The 17,119-nt window shown below is 55.9% G+C and carries 16 protein-coding genes; 3 read left to right on the forward strand and 13 right to left on the reverse strand.

Annotated features, from left to right (window positions below):
• Positions 1 to 55: 55 nt before the first annotated feature.
• From dxs to xseB, 3 genes are read right to left on the reverse strand one after another with little or no spacing between them, the layout of a single operon-like run.
• Positions 56 to 1,918, reverse strand: coding sequence for a 1-deoxy-D-xylulose-5-phosphate synthase (dxs, locus tag ACWPW2_RS04045; protein WP_454121708.1), 1,863 nt, complete (start codon positions 1,916 to 1,918; stop codon positions 56 to 58).
• 29 nt (positions 1,919 to 1,947) lie between these two features.
• On the reverse strand, positions 1,948 to 2,847 hold the full coding sequence (gene ispA / locus ACWPW2_RS04050) for a (2E,6E)-farnesyl diphosphate synthase (RefSeq protein ID WP_454121709.1): 900 nt from the start codon (positions 2,845 to 2,847) through the stop codon (positions 1,948 to 1,950).
• Positions 2,848 to 3,090 (reverse strand): exodeoxyribonuclease VII small subunit, encoded by a 243-nt coding sequence (xseB, locus tag ACWPW2_RS04055; protein WP_023481901.1) that lies wholly within the window; start codon positions 3,088 to 3,090, stop codon positions 2,848 to 2,850.
• 204 nt (positions 3,091 to 3,294) lie between these two features.
• Between xseB and thiI the strand changes: the two genes are divergently transcribed.
• The gene (thiI, locus tag ACWPW2_RS04060) at positions 3,295 to 4,743 is read left to right on the forward strand and encodes a tRNA uracil 4-sulfurtransferase ThiI (protein WP_023481926.1); all 1,449 of its coding nucleotides are present in this window, start codon (positions 3,295 to 3,297) and stop codon (positions 4,741 to 4,743) included.
• A gap of 521 nt (positions 4,744 to 5,264) precedes the next feature.
• Here thiI and yajL read toward each other — a convergent pair.
• Positions 5,265 to 5,858: a protein deglycase YajL gene (gene yajL, locus ACWPW2_RS04065; RefSeq protein WP_454121710.1), complete on the reverse strand. Its 594-nt coding sequence runs from the start codon at positions 5,856 to 5,858 to the stop codon at positions 5,265 to 5,267.
• Positions 5,821 to 6,732, reverse strand: a complete 912-nt coding sequence (gene panE, locus ACWPW2_RS04070) for a 2-dehydropantoate 2-reductase (RefSeq protein ID WP_454121711.1) — start codon at positions 6,730 to 6,732, stop codon at positions 5,821 to 5,823. The genes yajL and panE overlap by 38 nt, the downstream gene beginning before the upstream one ends.
• A 138-nt stretch (positions 6,733 to 6,870) precedes the next feature.
• Between panE and ACWPW2_RS04075 the strand changes: the two genes are divergently transcribed.
• The gene (locus tag ACWPW2_RS04075) at positions 6,871 to 7,362 is read left to right on the forward strand and encodes a YajQ family cyclic di-GMP-binding protein (RefSeq protein ID WP_023481915.1); all 492 of its coding nucleotides are present in this window, start codon (positions 6,871 to 6,873) and stop codon (positions 7,360 to 7,362) included.
• Positions 7,363 to 7,401: 39 nt separating this feature from the next.
• Here ACWPW2_RS04075 and ACWPW2_RS04080 read toward each other — a convergent pair whose 3' ends face one another.
• The 8 genes from ACWPW2_RS04080 to ACWPW2_RS04115 all read right to left on the reverse strand — a co-directional run bounded on the left by ACWPW2_RS04080 (position 7,402) and on the right by ACWPW2_RS04115 (position 16,377).
• Positions 7,402 to 8,763: an MFS transporter gene (locus tag ACWPW2_RS04080; protein WP_454121712.1), complete on the reverse strand. Its 1,362-nt coding sequence runs from the start codon at positions 8,761 to 8,763 to the stop codon at positions 7,402 to 7,404.
• 146 nt (positions 8,764 to 8,909) lie between these two features.
• The gene (gene cyoE, locus ACWPW2_RS04085) at positions 8,910 to 9,797 is read right to left on the reverse strand and encodes a heme o synthase (protein ID WP_094419519.1); all 888 of its coding nucleotides are present in this window, start codon (positions 9,795 to 9,797) and stop codon (positions 8,910 to 8,912) included.
• A gap of 11 nt (positions 9,798 to 9,808) precedes the next feature.
• A complete protein-coding gene (locus ACWPW2_RS04090) occupies positions 9,809 to 10,138 on the reverse strand; it encodes a cytochrome o ubiquinol oxidase subunit IV (RefSeq protein WP_023481940.1) in 330 nt (109 codons plus the stop codon).
• Complete coding sequence (locus ACWPW2_RS04095; protein WP_023481905.1) at positions 10,138 to 10,752, reverse strand: cytochrome o ubiquinol oxidase subunit III; 615 nt, start codon at positions 10,750 to 10,752, stop codon at positions 10,138 to 10,140. Before ACWPW2_RS04095 ends, ACWPW2_RS04090 begins: the two co-directional genes overlap by 1 nt.
• Positions 10,742 to 12,733 (reverse strand): cytochrome o ubiquinol oxidase subunit I, encoded by a 1,992-nt coding sequence (gene cyoB / locus ACWPW2_RS04100; RefSeq protein WP_023481935.1) that lies wholly within the window; start codon positions 12,731 to 12,733, stop codon positions 10,742 to 10,744. The genes ACWPW2_RS04095 and cyoB overlap by 11 nt, the downstream gene beginning before the upstream one ends.
• A gap of 16 nt (positions 12,734 to 12,749) precedes the next feature.
• A complete protein-coding gene (gene cyoA / locus ACWPW2_RS04105; RefSeq protein ID WP_124969423.1) occupies positions 12,750 to 13,697 on the reverse strand; it encodes a cytochrome o ubiquinol oxidase subunit II in 948 nt (315 codons plus the stop codon).
• Between the two features lie 582 nt (positions 13,698 to 14,279).
• The gene (gene ampG, locus ACWPW2_RS04110) at positions 14,280 to 15,755 is read right to left on the reverse strand and encodes a muropeptide MFS transporter AmpG (RefSeq protein WP_454121713.1); all 1,476 of its coding nucleotides are present in this window, start codon (positions 15,753 to 15,755) and stop codon (positions 14,280 to 14,282) included.
• 43 nt (positions 15,756 to 15,798) lie between these two features.
• Positions 15,799 to 16,377, reverse strand: coding sequence for a lipoprotein (locus ACWPW2_RS04115; RefSeq protein WP_023481890.1), 579 nt, complete (start codon positions 16,375 to 16,377; stop codon positions 15,799 to 15,801).
• Positions 16,378 to 16,674: 297 nt separating this feature from the next.
• On the opposite strand from ACWPW2_RS04115, the gene bolA reads away from it, so the two are divergent.
• Entirely contained in the window at positions 16,675 to 16,992 is a 318-nt protein-coding gene (gene bolA, locus ACWPW2_RS04120) for a transcriptional regulator BolA (RefSeq protein WP_034814127.1), read from the forward strand.
• Positions 16,993 to 17,119: the final 127 nt, after the last annotated feature.

A 17,119-nucleotide genomic window follows, 5' to 3' on the forward strand; every position in this document is an offset into this window, starting at 1 on the left:
ACTCCTGCTGTTCACGAATTAGGCTTAAGCATAGCAGGAGCGGAAAAGGGCGGAATCAGGCGAGCCAGTTTTTGATGCGCGATTCGATACCGGCGGCGTCGAGGCCAATCTCGGCGCGCGCTTCATCCTGCGTACCCTGCGGAATAAAGAAGTCCGGCAGGCCGAGGTTGAGCACCGGCACCGGCTTGCGTTTCGCCATCAGCACTTCGTTAACGCCGCTGCCGGCACCGCCCGCAATGGCGTTCTCTTCCAGCGTTACCAGCACCTCATGCTGCGCGGCCGCCTGCAGGATCAGTGCTTCATCGAGCGGCTTGGCAAAGCGCATATCAATAAGCGTCGCGTTCAGCGCCTCGGCGGCTTTAGCTGCTTCCGGCAGCAAAGTACCGAAGTTGAGGATCGCCACCTTCTCGCCTTTGCGTTTCACCACGCCTTTACCGATAGGCAGCTTCGCCAGCGGCTCCAGCGTCACGCCGACCGCGTTGCCGCGCGGGTAGCGTACGGCGCTCGGGCCATCCGCGTAGTGGTAGCCGGTAAAGAGCATCTGGCGGCATTCGTTCTCATCGCTCGGCGTCATCACCACCATCTCCGGGATGCAGCGCAGATAGGAGATATCAAACGCCCCCTGGTGGGTCTGGCCGTCCGCGCCAACAATCCCGGCGCGATCGATAGCAAACAGCACCGGCAGCTTCTGGATTGCCACGTCATGGATCACCTGATCGTAGGCGCGCTGCAGGAAGGTGGAGTAGATTGCCACCACCGGTTTATAACCGCCAATCGCCAGACCGGCGGCAAAAGTGACCGCGTGCTGCTCGGCAATGGCGACATCAAAATATTGCCCGGGGTATTTGCGCGAGAATTCAACCATGCCGGAGCCTTCACGCATCGCCGGGGTAACGGCCATTAACTTGTTATCTTTGGCGGCGGTTTCACACAGCCAGTCGCCGAAGATTTTCGAATAGCTCGGCATGCCGCCGCTGCTTTTCGGCAGGGTGCCGCTGGTCGGATCGAACTTCGGCACCGCGTGGAAAGTGATGGGATCTTTTTCGGCCGGCTCATAGCCGCGCCCTTTTTTGGTCATGATATGCAGGAACTGCGGGCCTTTCAGATCGCGCATATTGCGCAGCGTCTGCACCAGGGCCAGCACATCGTGACCGTCCACCGGGCCGATATAGTTAAAGCCCAGCTCTTCAAACAGCGTGCCCGGCACGACCATGCCTTTAATATGCTCTTCGGTACGTTTCAGCAGCTCTTTGATCGGCGGCACGCCGGAGAGCACTTTTTTGCCGCCTTCGCGCAGGGTGGAGTAGAGCTTGCCGGAGAGCAGCTTCGCCAGATGATTATTTAGCGCGCCAACATTCTCGGAGATCGACATCTCGTTGTCGTTGAGCACCACCAGCATATCGGGGCGAATATCCCCGGCGTGGTTCATCGCTTCAAACGCCATACCCGCGGTGATGGCACCATCGCCAATTACGCAGACGGTACGGCGCTGCTTATTCTCTTTCGCTGCCGCAACGGCCACGCCGATCCCGGCGCTGATGGAGGTGGAGGAGTGGCCGACGCTCAGCACGTCATATTCACTCTCGCCGCGCCACGGGAAGGGGTGCAGGCCGTTTTTCTGCCGGATGGTGCCGATTTTGTCACGGCGACCGGTGAGGATTTTGTGCGGATAGGCCTGGTGGCCGACGTCCCAGATTAACTGATCGAAGGGCGTGTTATAGACGTAATGCAGCGCCACGGTCAGTTCAACCGTGCCAAGCCCGGAGGCGAAGTGTCCACTGGAGCGGCTTACGCTGTCGAGAAGGTAGCGACGCAGTTCGTCGCACAGTTTCGGTAAACTCTCTTTCGGCAGCAGGCGCAACTCTTGCGTGGTATCAACCAGCGCCAGCGTCGGGTATTTGGCTGTATCAAAACTCATCAGAGACTCGGACTCATCGTGTTATATCGTTATTTATCACGCTGGATTATGTAATTCGCCAGTGCTTCCAGTGCCGTCGTATCCAGCGATTGCGCCGACAGCAGGCTCAGCGCCTGGCGGGCATCGTTAATCAGATCGCGGGCTTTCGTGCGGGCTTGCTCAAGGCCCAGTAGTGCGGGGTAGGTGCTTTTACCCAGTTGCTGGTCAGCACCCTGGCGTTTGCCAAGGGTCGCAGTATCGCCGACCACATCGAGGATGTCATCCTGAACCTGAAACGCCAGGCCGACACACTGCGCGTAACGTTCGAGCAGCGGCAGCGCGTCGCGACCGCGTTGCCCGGCGCTCAGCGCGCCCATTTTTACCGCCGCGCAGATAAGCGCCCCGGTTTTATGGCGGTGGATCTGCTCCAGCCCTTCCAGAGAAACCTGCTCATTCTCCGCTGCCAGATCCAGCGCCTGCCCGCCGCACATCCCGGCAACGCCACTGGCGTTTGCGAGCGTGGCGACCATCGCCAGGCGATCTTCTGCGGCGACATCCGCCATCGGCGCTTCCGTCAGGATCGAGAAGGCCAGCGTCTGCAAGGCATCGCCCGCGAGAATGGCATTGGCTTCGCCAAATTTAATATGGCAGGTGGGCAGACCGCGACGCAGATCGTCGTCATCCATCGCCGGCAGATCGTCATGCATCAATGAGTAAGCATGAATGCACTCCACCGCTGCGGCGGGCGCGTCCAGCGTTTGCTGGCTGACGCCGAACATGCGGCCGGTGGCATAAACCAAAAATGGGCGCAGGCGCTTACCGCCTAAGAGTGCGCCATACTGCATCGCCTCAACCAGCGGAGTGTTCTGAAAGGGCAGGGGATCGATGAAACGGCGCAGCGCGTCGTTGGCCTGTTCAACGCAGGCCTGCAGTTGTTGTTTGAAATCCATCTATTCAGCATCCGGAGCGAAAGGGGTTAACGGCGCCTCTTCGGTATCGGAGAGCAGGATCTGTACGCGCTGCTCCGCCTGCTGAAGCTTAACCTGTCCCTGGCGGGCCAGCTGGACGCCGCGTTCGAATTCGTTCAGGGCCTCTTCAAGCGGCAGTTCACCGCTTTCAAGACGAGTGACAATCTGTTCCAGTTCGCTCAGTGCGGTTTCGAAACTGGCGGGTGCGTCGTTTTTCTTTGGCATAGTGAATGTCTGACTCTTCTATTATTCCGACTACGTTATGGTAGCGAAGTCGGGGCACATAGCAAATAACGCTCAGTGGTAATGCGTTGCACATGATCTTCGCGATGGTGGTATACTTCCGCGCCTGGATGCAGCCGCGGGTAGGGGCTGCTGTAAATTTTCCTCTACAGGCCTTTGCAGGCTTGCCAACGAACCATTGCCGCCATGAAGTTTATCATTAAATTGTTCCCGGAAATCACCATCAAAAGCCAATCTGTGCGTTTGCGCTTTATTAAAATTCTCACCGGGAACATTCGTAACGTTCTGAAGCACTACGATGAGGCGCTCGCTGTTGTGCGCCACTGGGACCATATTGAAGTGCGTGCCAAAGACGAAACTCAACGTCTGGCCATCCGCGATGCGCTGACCCGCGTGCCGGGCATTCACCATGTGCTGGAGGTGGAAGATGTTCCGTTTACCTCTCTGCACGACATTTTTGAGAAAGCGCTGGCGCAGTATCGCGATGCAATCGAAGGCAAAACTTTCTGCGTGCGGGTAAAACGCCGCGGGCAACATGAGTTTAGCTCGATCGAAGCAGAACGCTACATCGGCGGCGGCCTTAATCAACACGTTGCGTCGGCAAAGGTTAAATTGACCCATCCGGATGTGACCGTGCATCTGGAGATTGAAGACGATCGCCTGCTGCTGGTGAAGGGCCGTTATGAAGGTATTGGCGGCTTCCCGATCGGCACCCAGGAAGATGTGCTGTCGCTGATTTCCGGCGGGTTCGACTCCGGCGTATCCAGCTATATGCTGATGCGTCGCGGCTGCCGCGTACACTACTGCTTCTTTAACCTCGGCGGCGCGGCGCATGAAATCGGCGTACGTCAGGTGGCGCACTATTTATGGAACCGCTTTGGCAGTTCCCATCGCGTGCGCTTTGTGGCGATCAACTTTGAGCCGGTGGTTGGCGAGATCCTCGAAAAAGTCGACGACGGCCAGATGGGCGTGGTGCTGAAACGCATGATGGTTCGCGCAGCCTCTCAGGTTGCCGAGCGCTACGGCGTGCAGGCGCTGGTGACCGGCGAAGCGCTGGGCCAGGTCTCCAGCCAGACGCTGACCAACCTGCGTTTGATTGATAACGTCTCCGATACGCTGATCCTGCGCCCGCTTATCTCTCACGACAAAGAGCACATCATCGATCTGGCGCGCAAAATTGGCACCGAAGATTTTGCCCGCACCATGCCGGAGTATTGCGGCGTGATCTCCAAAAAGCCGACGGTTAAAGCGGTTAAAGGCAAGATCGAAGCGGAAGAGGCGAACTTCGATTTCTCGATCCTTGAGAAAGTGGTCGCGGAAGCGAGCAATATCGATATTCGCGAAATCGCGCAGCAGACCTCGGAAGAGGTGGTGGAAGTCGAAACGGTAACCGGCTTCGGTGAGAATGACGCGATCCTCGATATCCGCTCCATCGATGAGCAGGATGACAAGCCGTTGCAGCTGGAAGGCGTAGATGTGGTGTCGCTGCCGTTCTACAAGCTGAGCACCAAGTTTGGCGATCTCGATCAGAGCAAAACCTGGCTGCTGTGGTGTGAGCGCGGCGTGATGAGCCGCCTGCAGGCGCTTTATCTGCGTGAGCAGGGCTTTACCAATGTGAAGGTTTATCGCCCGTAGTTTTGCGTTGTGCCATGGATAGCACCGTGGATTGTGCCGGATGGCGGCTTCGCCTTATCCGGCCTACGCGGTGCAGCATGCCATGATTCGTTTGCCGCATAGTATTCAAACAGACCGCACATACCCGTAGGCCGGATAAGCGTCAGCGCCATCCGGCAAACAAACCGCACCTACCCGTAGGCCGGATAAGCGCCAGCGCCATCCGGCAAACAGAGCGCACCTACCCGTAGGCCGGATAAGCGCCAGCGCCATCCGGCAAACAGACCGCACCTACCCGTAGGCCGGATAAGCGTCAGCGCCATCCGGCAAACAAACCGCACCTACCCGTAGGCCGGATAAGCATCAGCGCCATCCGGCATTCAGACCGCACATACCCGTAGGCCGGATAAGCGTCAGCGCCATCCGGCAAACAAACCGCACCTACCCGTAGGCCGGATAAGCATCAGCGCCATCCGGCATTCAGACCGCACATACCCGTAGGCCGGATAAGCGTCAGCGCCATCCGGCAAACAGTACCAAGCTTACGCTTCGTAGTAGTTATAAATCCCTGCCGCCATCACCAGCTGTGACGCCACGTTGTGGGCTTTTTCGCGCCCGACCAGCAGATCGATAATCTTCAGGCCAAAATCAATCGCCGTACCCGGTCCCTGGCTGGTCAACAGATTGACGCGCGGATCCCACACCACGCGCTTATCCTGCCACTGCTCCTCCGGGATCGTCTCCTTCAATCCAGGAAAACCGGTCATATTGCCGATCGGGAAGATCTCATGAGGCACCAGCACAGTGCCGGCCGCCGCGCAGATCGCCGCAACGATGCGCCCGGAGAGGTGAAACTGGCGCACGGTCTCTACCAGCAGCGGATTATCGCGCATGCACTCCGCGCCCTTCAGACCGCCGGGCAGCACGATCACGTCGTAATCCCCGTCTGCCACCTCAACCAGCGGGGCGTCCGCTAACAGTTTTACGCCGCGCGAGCAGACGATCGCGAGTTCGCCGTCGCTGGCCACGCTGGCGGTGGTCACTGCGATCCCGCCGCGCACCAGCAGATCGATAGTGGTGACCGCCTCCATCTCTTCACTACCAGGGGCGAGACATATCAGAGCTGATGCGCTCATATTCACTCTCCTTACGTTTAATCAGGTCGAACAGCCGGGCATTCTCAGGCACCGCGATACCGTGCGCGCGGGCGCGTCTGAGCAGATAGCCGGTAATGTAATCGCATTCGGTATGGCGCATCGCGCGCACATCCTGCAGCATCGATGAGATATTCTCCGCCGTGCTCTCAATCACCTGGTGGACATAGGCGATCAGCTCGTCGGCGGAGATATGGTGGCCTTCACGCTCAATCACCGCCGCCACTTCGCGGGCGATCTTCTCTATCTCTTCCGGCGCATCGCGCAGATCGCCATTCTTGCAGTTGCGCAGCGCCGTTAGCGGGTTGATCACGCAGTTCACCGCCAGCTTGCGCCAGAGTGCGGGGCGAATGGTGTTGTGCCATGCGACATCCGGCAGCGCCATTTGCAGCGTGTCGGCCAAATAGCTGAACTCGCCATCCTGCGCGCGCGCCGGGCCAATATGGGTGATGCCGCTGGCGACATGAATAATCACGTTGCCATCGCGGCGCGCGGCATGGGTGGTGGTGCCCATCAGCAGCGGATTGGGCAGGGATTTCAGCTCTTCTACGGTGCCCATGCCGTTATGCAGCAGCAGCACCGGCGTGGTGGGCGAGAGCGAGGAAACCAGCCCTTTAACCGCATCGGAGACCTGCCAGGCTTTGAGCGTGACCAGCAGCAGATCGCTGCGGGCCAGGAAATCGGGGTCGTTAGCCGTCAGGGACTCATTAAAAATCGTGCCGTCTTCTTCAACCAGGTTCACACTGCAATAAGGTTGCGGGATACGTAACCAGCCCTGTACCTCATGTCCCTGTTTGCACAGTGCCGTTAACCACAGTTGCCCTAAGGCGCCGCATCCCAGTACGGTAATTCTCATTATTCCTCCTCACCTGCAACTGCGCCAGGTGTTACAGCGATAAGTATAGCGCTGTCAGCTAAGCTTCCAGTATTCAAGATTGTGTTAATACACAGTGCGGGTATTATGCATCGCTGAAATTACAGAGGGAGAGAAAAGATGCCATCTTTCGATATTGTTTCCGAAATTGATCTGCGCGAAGTGCAAAACGGCGTCGAAAATGCGACCCGCGAACTGGCCACGCGTTTCGACTTTCGTAACATTGAAGCGACGTTTGAATTAAACGAAACCAATAAAACCATCAAAGTACTGAGCGAGTCTGACTTCCAGGTCAACCAGCTGCTCGATATCCTGCGCGCCAAGCTGTTAAAGCGCGGCATTGAAGGTACCTCGCTGGAAGTGCCGGAAGAGTTTGTCCATAGCGGTAAAACCTGGTTTGTTGAAGCCAAGCTCAAGCAGGGGATTGACGCCGCCACGGCGAAGAAGATCATCAAGCTGATTAAAGAGAGCAAGCTGAAGGTGCAGGCGCAGATTCAGGGTGAAGAGATCCGCGTGACCGGTAAAGCCCGTGACGACCTGCAGGCCGCCATGGCGCTGGTACGCGGCGGTAACTTAGGCCAGCCGTTCCAGTTTAAGAACTTCCGCGATTAATCGCTTGCCCTCTCCCGTGCGGGGGAGGGCGCTTCACGTTTAACCCGCAACCACCTGTTCCACTTCAAAACGATTGGTCACCTTGCTGTCTATCTTCACATAGACGCTGCGCTCTTCCGGCACCACCATCGCTTCGCTCACCCCATCCATTGCCAGCAGCCGTTGCTGCAACGCATTATCCACCGCAACATCCTCAGGGATCGCGATACGCAAACTGCTGACATAAGGCGGCTCCTGCATGGTGCTGGCGACCAGCAGCCAGACTACCGCCAGCAGCGCGCCGGCGAGGAAGACCGTCTGGGAGTCGAAAAAGCCATCAACCCAACCGCCGAGCGAGCCGCCAATCGCCACGCCAAGGAACTGGCTGGTGGAGTAGATGCCCATCGCCGTGCCTTTATAGCCTGCGGGCGCTTCTTTACTGATAAGCGACGGCAGCAGCGCTTCCATCAGGTTAAAGGCGAGGAAGAAGATCTGTACGCCGATCACAATCTCCCAGAAGTGCGGGCCCGCGCCCCACAGCACAATTTCCGCGATCACCAGCAGGGCGACGCAGAGCAGGAAGACGCGCTTCATTTTGCGCTTCACTTCGGCATAGATAATGAACGGCACGACGGAGACAAACGACACCAGCATGGTGACGAGATAGATTTTCCAGTGCTGCGCTGCGGCAAACCCGGCAGCTTCCAGCTGGCCCGGTAGGGCGACAAAGGTCGACATCAGCAGCATATGCAGGCACATAATGCCGAAGTTGAGCTTAAGCAGCTTCGGGTTCGCCATTACCAGGCTAAAACAGCCTTTCACCATCCCCGATTCACGGTTGCGTACGTGCTGGGTGCTGTTTGGCACTACCCACAGCGTTAGCGCGATACCGAGCGTGGCAAGACCGGCGATCATCCAGAAGAGCGCATGCAGACCCAGTTTATGGGTGATGATTGGGCCAAGCACCATAGCGATGGCGAAGGTGACGCCAAAACTGACGCCGATAAAGGCCATCGCTTTGGTGCGGTTCTGCTCGCGGGTCAGGTCGGAGAGTAGCGCCATGACAGCGGCGGCAATCGCCCCGGAGCCTTGCAGCGCACGGCCGAGAATAATGCCCCAGATAGAGTGGGAGAGGGCGGCAATCACGCTGCCAGCGACAAAAATCACCAGCCCGCCGACGATCAGCGGCTTGCGGCCGATGCGATCCGAGAGCAGGCCGAAGGGAATTTGAAAGATGGCCTGAGCGAGGCCGTAAATACCAATTGCCAGACCGATTAATGCTTCGCTGGCGCCCTGCAGCGCCATACCGTACGTGGTCAGAACGGGCAGGACCATAAACATGCCGAGCATGCGCAGGGAGAATACAGTCCCTAAACCCCAGGTGGCGCGCAACTCGCCTGGCGTCATCTTGTAATCGTTCATTACCACCTCATGTTGAAAACCGGACATAGTGTAGTGCGGGGGCAGGGCGGGGTAAACACCAGCTTAATTAACAAATATTACCTGCGTGGATGGGATGGCGGGCATAAAAAAAGGGTGCCGAGGCACCCTTTATATGACGGTCTGGATCACCAGACGTAAGTCAGCAGGCTATGTGAATCCGGCACCATAAAGTCCACGGACATCATCACGCTGAGCGAAGTGATGGCGACAATCGAGAATACGAACAGTTTGCGCGCCCACACTTTGTCATCCGCCACTTTATACCCGCGCAGCGCCATGCCCAGCCACCAGAGGCTGACCGCGGCAGCAACCACCAGGTATTTATAACCTGCATAGCCGCCCAGCGAGAGCATCAGAGTGGCAACAGCAAACGCCACGATATAGAGCGTGATGTGGTTTTTCGCCACGGAGATGCCTTTCACCACCGGCAGAACCGGGATGTTCGCTGCCTGATAATCCTTAAAGCGGAAAATCGCGATGGCATACGAGTGGGGCATCTGCCACAGGCTGAAAATCGCCAGCAGGATCGCCGCGCCGCTATCAAACTCGTTGGTCACGGCGCAGTAGCCAATCACCGGCGGCGCCGCGCCGGAGAGAGAGCCAATCAGCGTACCGTAGACGGAGTGGCGTTTCATGTAAAGGCTATAAACCCCGACATAAACCACAAACCCCATCACCCCGAGCCAGCAGGCCAGCGGATTTGCGCCGAACCACAGCAGCATAAAGCCAGCAATACCCAACAAGGCGGCGTACACCAGCGAGACTTTTGGCGAGATCAGCCCTCTGACCAGCACCCTGTTTTTCGTCCGCTCCATCTTTTTATCGATGTCACGGTCGATGTAGTTGTTAAAAACACAACCAGAGGCGACCACCAACGACACGCCAACCAGCGTGTAGAGGAACAGGGGGTAATCAATCTGGCCTTTAGAGGCCAGCAGGAACCCCCCAATCACGGAGATCAAATTGCCAAAAATAATGCCCGGTTTCGTTACTTGCAGGTATTGCTTGAACATACTCGCCGCTCTTAGTGAACCATCATGTTGTAGTTCAGGTTCCACATAATCCAGATGGAGCCCACTACCAGGATAGCGATGATAATCACGGTAAAGACAAAGGCGGTCAGGTTCCAGCGCTCCTCAGAAGAGGTGTTCATGTGCAGGAAGCAGACCAGATGAACCAAAATCTGTACCACTGCGGTGACCAGTACGGTCCCCAGAATTGCGGCGTGTGACGCGGTACCGCTCATCACCATCCAGAACGGAATGACCGTCAGGATGACTGACAGGATAAAACCTGTCATGTAGGTTTTTACGCTACCGTGGGATGCGCCGCTGTGATCGGTTGAATGACTCATTACATCGCCCCCATCAGATAAACAACAGAGAACACACAGATCCATACCACATCAAGGAAGTGCCAGAAGAGGCTCAGGCACATGATGCGGGTACGGTTTGTGCTGGTCAGGCCGCGACGGGAAACCTGGAACATCAGAACCGCCATCCAGATCAGGCCAGAGGTCACGTGCAGACCGTGGGTACCGACCAGCGCAAAGAACGCTGACAGGAAGCCGCTACGATCCGGACCCATACCTTCTGCAATCAGATGATGGAACTCATAGATCTCCATGCCGATAAAGCCCGCACCAAACAGGAAGGTCAGCGCAAGCCAGGAGATAACCTGGCTCTTGTTGCCTTTGTGCATGGCGATCGCCGCCATGCCGTAGGTGATGGAGCTGAACAGCAGCAGGAATGTCTCTACCAGAACGAACGGCAGTTCGAAAATGTCCTTGCCGGTCGGGCCGCCCGCTGTGCCGTTCACCAGAACGGCATAGGTCGCGAACAGACAGCTGAACAGAATGCAGTCGCTCATCAGGTAGATCCAGAAACCGAATACTTTATTCGGCCCTGCATCGTGGTGCCCGTGTTCGTGCGCATGGGCGTGCGCGTTGGTCAAAGTATCAGTTGCCATTTGTCAGCCCTGCTTTGTTGATCTCATCGAAATGCTGTTTTTCCAGTTTCTCGATTTCTGCAACCGGTACGTAGTAGTCCACGTCTTCGTCGAAGCTTTTCACAATCCAGCTGATGATGATGCCTGCGAAGCTGGCAATCGCCATCCACCAGATGTGCCAGATCATGGCAAAACCGAATACCGTTGCGAACGCGGCAATAACAATCCCGGCGCCGCTGTTTTTCGGCATATGAATCTCTTCATAGTGGGCAGGTTGCTTGTACGCTTCGCCTTTCTCTTTCATCTCCCAGAAAGCATCACGTTCGTGAATTTCCGGAACAACGGCAAAGTTATAGAACGGCGGAGGAGAGGAAGTTGCCCACTCCAGCGTACGGCCACCCCACGGGTCACCGGTCAGGTCACGGTTCTGATCGCGGTCACGAATAGAGACGTAGATCTGAATCAGCAGACACAGGATACCCAGTGCGATCAGCGCGGCACCACAAGCTGCAACAATCAGCATGCTGTGGAACTGCGGGTCGATATGCTGGCTGAGACGACGGGTCATACCCATGAAGCCCAGTACGTACAGCGGCATAAACGCAACGAAGAAGCCGATAATCCAGAACCAGAACGCGCGTTTACCCCAGGTTTCGTTCAGGGTGTAACCAAACGCTTTCGGCCACCAGTAGGTCATACCTGCGAAGCAACCAAATACCACGCCGCCGATGATGACGTTATGGAAGTGCGCAATCAGGAACAGGCTGTTGTGCAGTACGAAGTCTGCGCCCGGAACCGCCAGCAGCACGCCGGTCATCCCACCTACGGAGAAGGTAACGATAAAGCCGATAGTCCACAGCATAGAGGAGTGGAATACGATACGGCCCTGGTACATGGTGAACAGCCAGTTGAAGATCTTCACCCCGGTCGGGATGGCGATAATCATCGTGGTAATACCGAAGAAGGCGTTTACGTTCGCGCCGGCACCCATAGTAAAGAAGTGGTGCAGCCAAACGATGAACGACAGGATGGTAATACACACGGTCGCCCACACTAGCGAGGTGTAGCCAAACAGGCGTTTACGCGAGAAGGTGGCGGTAATTTCGGAGAAGACCCCGAACACCGGCAGCACCAGAATGTACACTTCCGGGTGACCCCACGCCCAAATCAGGTTGATGTACATCATCATGTTGCCGCCCATATCGTTGGTAAAGAAATGGGTGCCCAGATAACGATCCAGGGTAAGCAACGCAATGGTAACCGTCAGAATTGGGAACGAAGCGATGATCAGCACGTTCGCGCACAGAGAGGCCCAGGTGAAGACCGGCATTTTGAACATGGTCATGCCTGGCGCACGCATGCGCAGGATGGTCACGAAGAAGTTAATACCGGTCAGCGTCGTACCGATACCAGAGAGCTGGAGACTCCAGATCCAGTAATCGACCCCGACACCAGGGCTGTACTCTATTCCCGAGAGCGGCGGATAAGCCAGCCAACCTGTCTGCGCGAACTCACCGACGCCCAGAGAGATGTTAACCAGAATCACGCCCACAACCGTGAACCAGAAGCTCAGGTTGTTAAGGAACGGGAAGGCAACGTCGCGCGCGCCGATCTGCAGCGGAACCACCAGGTTCATCAGACCGATAACAAACGGCATCGCCACGAAGAAGATCATAATCACGCCGTGGGCGGTGAAGATCTGATCGTAGTGGTGAGGCGGCAGGAAGCCCGCTTCGCCCATTGACGAAATCGCTTGTTGACTACGCATCATTACGGCGTCAGCAAAGCCACGCAGCAGCATAACAACCGCTACGAGGACATACATGATGCCAAGACGTTTATGGTCAACCGAGGTCAACCACTCATTCCATAGCCATTTCCACTTACCGAAGTAAGAGAGCAGGCCGACTACCGCCAGACCACCGACGGCAATCGCAGCGATCGTAATCATGATAATTGGTTCATGATACGGCACTGCATCCAGTGTAAGTTTTCCGAACATCGTTTTCCTCGGCCCCTTAGTGAGAGGTTTCCGCGTGGCTCATGTCCATGCCTTCCATACCTTCGTGTGACTTGTGCTCACCTTCCGGTTGGGTCATGTCCATGCTCTTGCCGTGGCCCATAAATTTGTTAATAACATCTTTAAACAAATCGGGTTTCACGCTGGAGAAGTATTCAACCTTGTTGTATTCGCTTGGTGCGGCAATTTTCTCGTACGTGTCCATATCAGACACCGTAGTAGAAGACTGTTTCGCTTTGGCGACCCACTGGTCAAATGCGGCGCGGTCCGGCGTTGCAATGGCTTTAAACTTCATGCCTGAGAAGCCCGGGCCGCTGTAGCTGGCAGAGATGCCATCATACGTACCTGCTTCGTTGGCAATCAGATGCAGTTTGGTCTGCATACCGGCCATCGCGTAGATCTGGCTGCCCAGACGCGGAATAAAGAACGAGTTCATCACGGAGTTGGAAGTCACTTTGAATTCCACCGGAGTGTTCGCCGGGAAGGCGATTTCATTCACGGTAGCGATGCCCTGTTCCGGATAGATAAAGAACCATTTCCAGTCCATGGCAACCACTTCGATAGTAATCGGGCGTTCGTCATGTACCAGTGGTCTGCTCGGCTCGAGCGAGTGGGTGGTTTTCCACGTCAGCACGGCAAGGAACAGGATGATCAGAATCGGCACGGTCCAGACCACAGCTTCCACTTTATTGGAGTGTGACCAGTTCGGGCTATACTTCGCATCTTTATTGCTCGCACGATACTTCCAGGCAAAACCTACGGCCATTAAGATGGCGGGCACCACGACAATCATCATCAGGCCAAAAGCCGTCAGGATGAGTGAACGTTGCTCCATACCAATCTGTCCTTTGGGGTCAAGAAGCGCAGAATCGCAGCCACTGAGTAATACAGTGCCGGCGATTAAGGACATCCATCCCAAACTTTTATTGTATTTCCTGAGTCTCATTTAACGACCTCAATTCCACGGGATCTGGTGGCGCTTAAAGTGTGCGGGCATTTTACGGAAAGGTTACGTTACTGTAAACATGATTGGCTTTGTGTCAGTAAGGTGTTACTGGGTTCTGCCGCATATGTCACACAGAATGCAACAATCTGTAAAACCGGGCGTTCGCACAGCCAGAGAGAGCGATTATAACGAAAACCTGACATTACAATCTGCGTTGAGGGTAAATTGGTATAACCAATCGTTCAAATATACAAATAATTAACAATTATCCAGCAACTATTAAACATCATTGGAACGAATATGAAACCCAACAATTAATAACCGTGCTGAATCGTTATAGGATAGACCTTATTTTATAAGGCACAAATTAATTAAGATTTTTATTTTTTGCCCACTCAGGGCGATTGGGCAAAAAACAAAAAATACGCCTGTTTAATGAACGAAATAATAACGGCGCTAAATTTATTTTTCTGCTTTTTTTATTTTTATTAGCTGATTTTAAAGGGATTATCCGTTAAAAAATAACCCCGAATTACACTATGTAAAATATATCGCCGCCCGCAGACGCCCGTTTTGCGCCCGCTAGAGCAGGGCGGTCTTGCGCAGCGCCAGCAGATCCAGCGCTCCGCCGAAGAGGATACCCACCAGCGCCAGCAGCGCACCGCCCTCCAGCAGGAGGCCGTCGACAGACCACTGCGTCAGACCCAGCGCATTGCTGGCAAGTACCAGCAGGCCAGCCGCAAGCAGCAGCGCGCCCGCGCCAAGAGTGCGCAGCGCCAGTCGGTAAAGGGCCGTGAACTCGGTGCGCGGCATAAAGGCTTCCGTACGCTGCGTGTACTCCAGCGTGCGTTTACACAGCAGCAGCAGCGCCAGCCCCGGGATCGCCGCAAAGATCGAAAAGAGATAGAAGGTCGGCCAGTCATAGCTGGCAACAAACCAGCCCGCCAGCGGCCCGACATAGACGCGGCCAACCGCCGAGAGCGCTGAGAGCAGCGCGAACTGTGTGGCGGAAAAGGCGCTGTTACAGAGCGTCATCAGCAGGGCGACAAATGCTGCCGTACCCATGCCGCCGCAGAGGTTTTCGAAGAAGACCGCCGCGCCCATCGTCACAATGTCTTTATCGGTGATGGAGAGCAGCCAGTACCCGGCATTGGAGATCGCCTGCAACACACCGAAGATCAGCAGGGCGCGGAACAGCGTTAAACGCTGCATTAATACACCGCCCCACAGCGCGCCGATAATCGTCGCCACCAGCCCTAAGCTTTTATTCACCATCCCGACATCGCCGGGATCGAAACCGACACCGCGTATAAGGAAGAGCGTCGTCAGGCTCATGGCAAACGCATCGCCGAGCTTATAAAGGACAATCAGCAGCAGGATCAGCCAGGCGTTGTTGCGCCCGAAGAAATCGCGCAGTGGCGCAACCACCGCTTCCTCAAGCGATCGCGGCGCAGGAATGGTGCCCACCGGCTCCGGTGCGCGCAGCGTGGCGATAATGCAGGGGATCATCAATGCTGCCATCAGCCAGTACATCCCTTGCCAGCCCAGCCAGCGATCCGCCAACCATAGCGCCAGACCGCCGGAAATCAGCATTGCCAGGCGGTAACCCAGCACGCTTATCGCCGCACCCGCGCCGCGCTCTTCGGCGGAGAGCACATCCGTCTTCCAGGCATCGAAAACAATGTCCTGCGAAGCCGAGCAGAAGGCGATAACCACCGCCAGCGCCGCCATCCAGCGCAGGTCGCTGGCAGGCTGTAAAAAGCCCATCGCAGCAATGGCGATCAGGAGCGCAACCTGCGTCAGCAGCAGCCATCCGCGGCGGCGTCCTAAAAAGGAGGGGGTATAGCGATCCATCGCCGGTGACCAGAGAAACTTAAAGACGTAGGCCTGGCCGACCAGCGAGAAGAAACCGATGGTTTTAACATCAACGCCTGCGACGGTTATCCACGCCTGTAACGTGCCGCTGGTGAGGGCAAGAGGCAAACCGGAGGCAAAGCCGAGCATCAGCAAAATCGCTGATTTGCGCTGCGTGAAAATGCGTAAGTAGTGGCTGGACATAGCGGCTCAGCTGGCCCGGCAGTACCGGGCCAGTGCAGAGAAATTAACGGGCGTTCTGCTTGATGAAATCGTGGATGGTGGTGTCCTGAGACATATCCGCGATGGTGTCGGTCAACACGCTGTTAACCGCATTGGTGATCTTTTCGTTGGTCGCCTGGAAAGCGCCTTCCACGTTATAGCTGGCGCGGTAGTTTTTCGTCAGCTTGTTGCCATTGGCGGCGGTAGCGATGATGGCGATATCCGCTTTGGTGGCGATGTTGTAACGCACGTTGCCCTGAGAGACGTCAGCATAGAGCTGGTTAACGATGATCTGCAGGTTAACCGCGCCGTTCGGCCCAATCATATAACCGCGCGCGGTCATCTGCTTCTCCAGCACTTCCTGCAGCAGGAAGCGCAGATCGCGCGAGGCAGTCAGGGTAACCAGTTGGTTATCACGGGTGACTTTCGCCAGCGCCTGATCCGGACGCTGATCGGCACCGTTAATGCTGACCGTTACGCCCATCAGGCTCGGATCTTGTTGCGGAAGGGTAATTTTCGGTGTGACGTCAAGGGTGGTCGGCGGAGTTGCGCAGCCAGCCAGCATAAATAAAGCAACCAACGGGAAGAGGAGTTTCTTAATCATGTTCAGGCTCTCAAGGCTCTAAGCTTCTGGGAAAAATTGTCGCCATCATAACATTGCCGTTGTTAAGAGGAAGTCCTCAACGCATGTAAATTCATCGTGTTGTGTTTTTTTTCAGCGCCCGTAACATCTTCAAACGCGATCCCGGCCCCAAATGGCCGGGTTTTCCCTTGAGATTATGCCGTTGGCGGCAAAAGCGCGACGAAGGCTAAATTTTTGTTGTCTTATTGTAACGGAGACGGTAAAAGCGGCTAACATTTAAAGGGATAGCTGGTATCTCAGCGTTGTCGGAGGCGTACCATGATGATGCGTGATCAAATAGAATCAAAACTGAAGGCGGCATTTGAGCCTGTTTTCCTCGACGTTGTCGACGAAAGTTACCGTCACAACGTTCCTGCGGGTTCGGAAAGCCATTTCAAAGTGGTACTGGTGAGCGACTGCTTCACCGGTGAACGTTTCCTCAACCGCCACCGCATGATTTACGGTACCCTGGCAGATGAGCTGGCGACGAAAATTCATGCGCTCGCGCTCCATACCTACACCCTGAAAGAGTGGGAAGGGCTACAGGATACCCTGTTGGCCTCGCCAGCCTGCCGCGGCGCAGGCACTCTCGCCTAGAAAACCGGGTTGCAACGGGCTGAACTTTTCCAGTATGTTGCATGCAGTTAATGTGAAAACGGCCTGCGGGCCGTTTTGTTTTGTCTGAAATTTGAGCGAGAAGCGCCCCTTTGTGAGCAAAATTGCT

The organism is Kosakonia sp. Marseille-Q7440, assembly GCF_965119485.1.

Excerpts from the sequence above, each read along its gene's own strand:
- cyoE (WP_094419519.1), bottom strand. The coding sequence starts at position 9,797 with ATGTTCAAGCAATACCTGCAAGTAACGAAACCGGGCATTATTTTTGGC.
- cyoB (WP_023481935.1), bottom strand. The coding sequence starts at position 12,733 with ATGTTCGGAAAACTTACACTGGATGCAGTGCCGTATCATGAACCAATT.
- ACWPW2_RS04115 (WP_023481890.1), bottom strand. The coding sequence starts at position 16,377 with ATGATTAAGAAACTCCTCTTCCCGTTGGTTGCTTTATTTATGCTGGCT.
- yajL (WP_454121710.1), bottom strand. The coding sequence starts at position 5,858 with ATGAGCGCATCAGCTCTGATATGTCTCGCCCCTGGTAGTGAAGAGATG.
- dxs (WP_454121708.1), bottom strand. The coding sequence starts at position 1,918 with ATGAGTTTTGATACAGCCAAATACCCGACGCTGGCGCTGGTTGATACC.
- bolA (WP_034814127.1), top strand. The coding sequence starts at position 16,675 with ATGATGATGCGTGATCAAATAGAATCAAAACTGAAGGCGGCATTTGAG.
- ampG (WP_454121713.1), bottom strand. The coding sequence starts at position 15,755 with ATGTCCAGCCACTACTTACGCATTTTCACGCAGCGCAAATCAGCGATT.
- ACWPW2_RS04080 (WP_454121712.1), bottom strand. The coding sequence starts at position 8,763 with ATGAACGATTACAAGATGACGCCAGGCGAGTTGCGCGCCACCTGGGGT.
- thiI (WP_023481926.1), top strand. The coding sequence starts at position 3,295 with ATGAAGTTTATCATTAAATTGTTCCCGGAAATCACCATCAAAAGCCAA.
- ispA (WP_454121709.1), bottom strand. The coding sequence starts at position 2,847 with ATGGATTTCAAACAACAACTGCAGGCCTGCGTTGAACAGGCCAACGAC.
- cyoA (WP_124969423.1), bottom strand. The coding sequence starts at position 13,697 with ATGAGACTCAGGAAATACAATAAAAGTTTGGGATGGATGTCCTTAATC.
- ACWPW2_RS04095 (WP_023481905.1), bottom strand. The coding sequence starts at position 10,752 with ATGGCAACTGATACTTTGACCAACGCGCACGCCCATGCGCACGAACAC.
- ACWPW2_RS04090 (WP_023481940.1), bottom strand. The coding sequence starts at position 10,138 with ATGAGTCATTCAACCGATCACAGCGGCGCATCCCACGGTAGCGTAAAA.
- ACWPW2_RS04075 (WP_023481915.1), top strand. The coding sequence starts at position 6,871 with ATGCCATCTTTCGATATTGTTTCCGAAATTGATCTGCGCGAAGTGCAA.
- panE (WP_454121711.1), bottom strand. The coding sequence starts at position 6,732 with ATGAGAATTACCGTACTGGGATGCGGCGCCTTAGGGCAACTGTGGTTA.
- xseB (WP_023481901.1), bottom strand. The coding sequence starts at position 3,090 with ATGCCAAAGAAAAACGACGCACCCGCCAGTTTCGAAACCGCACTGAGC.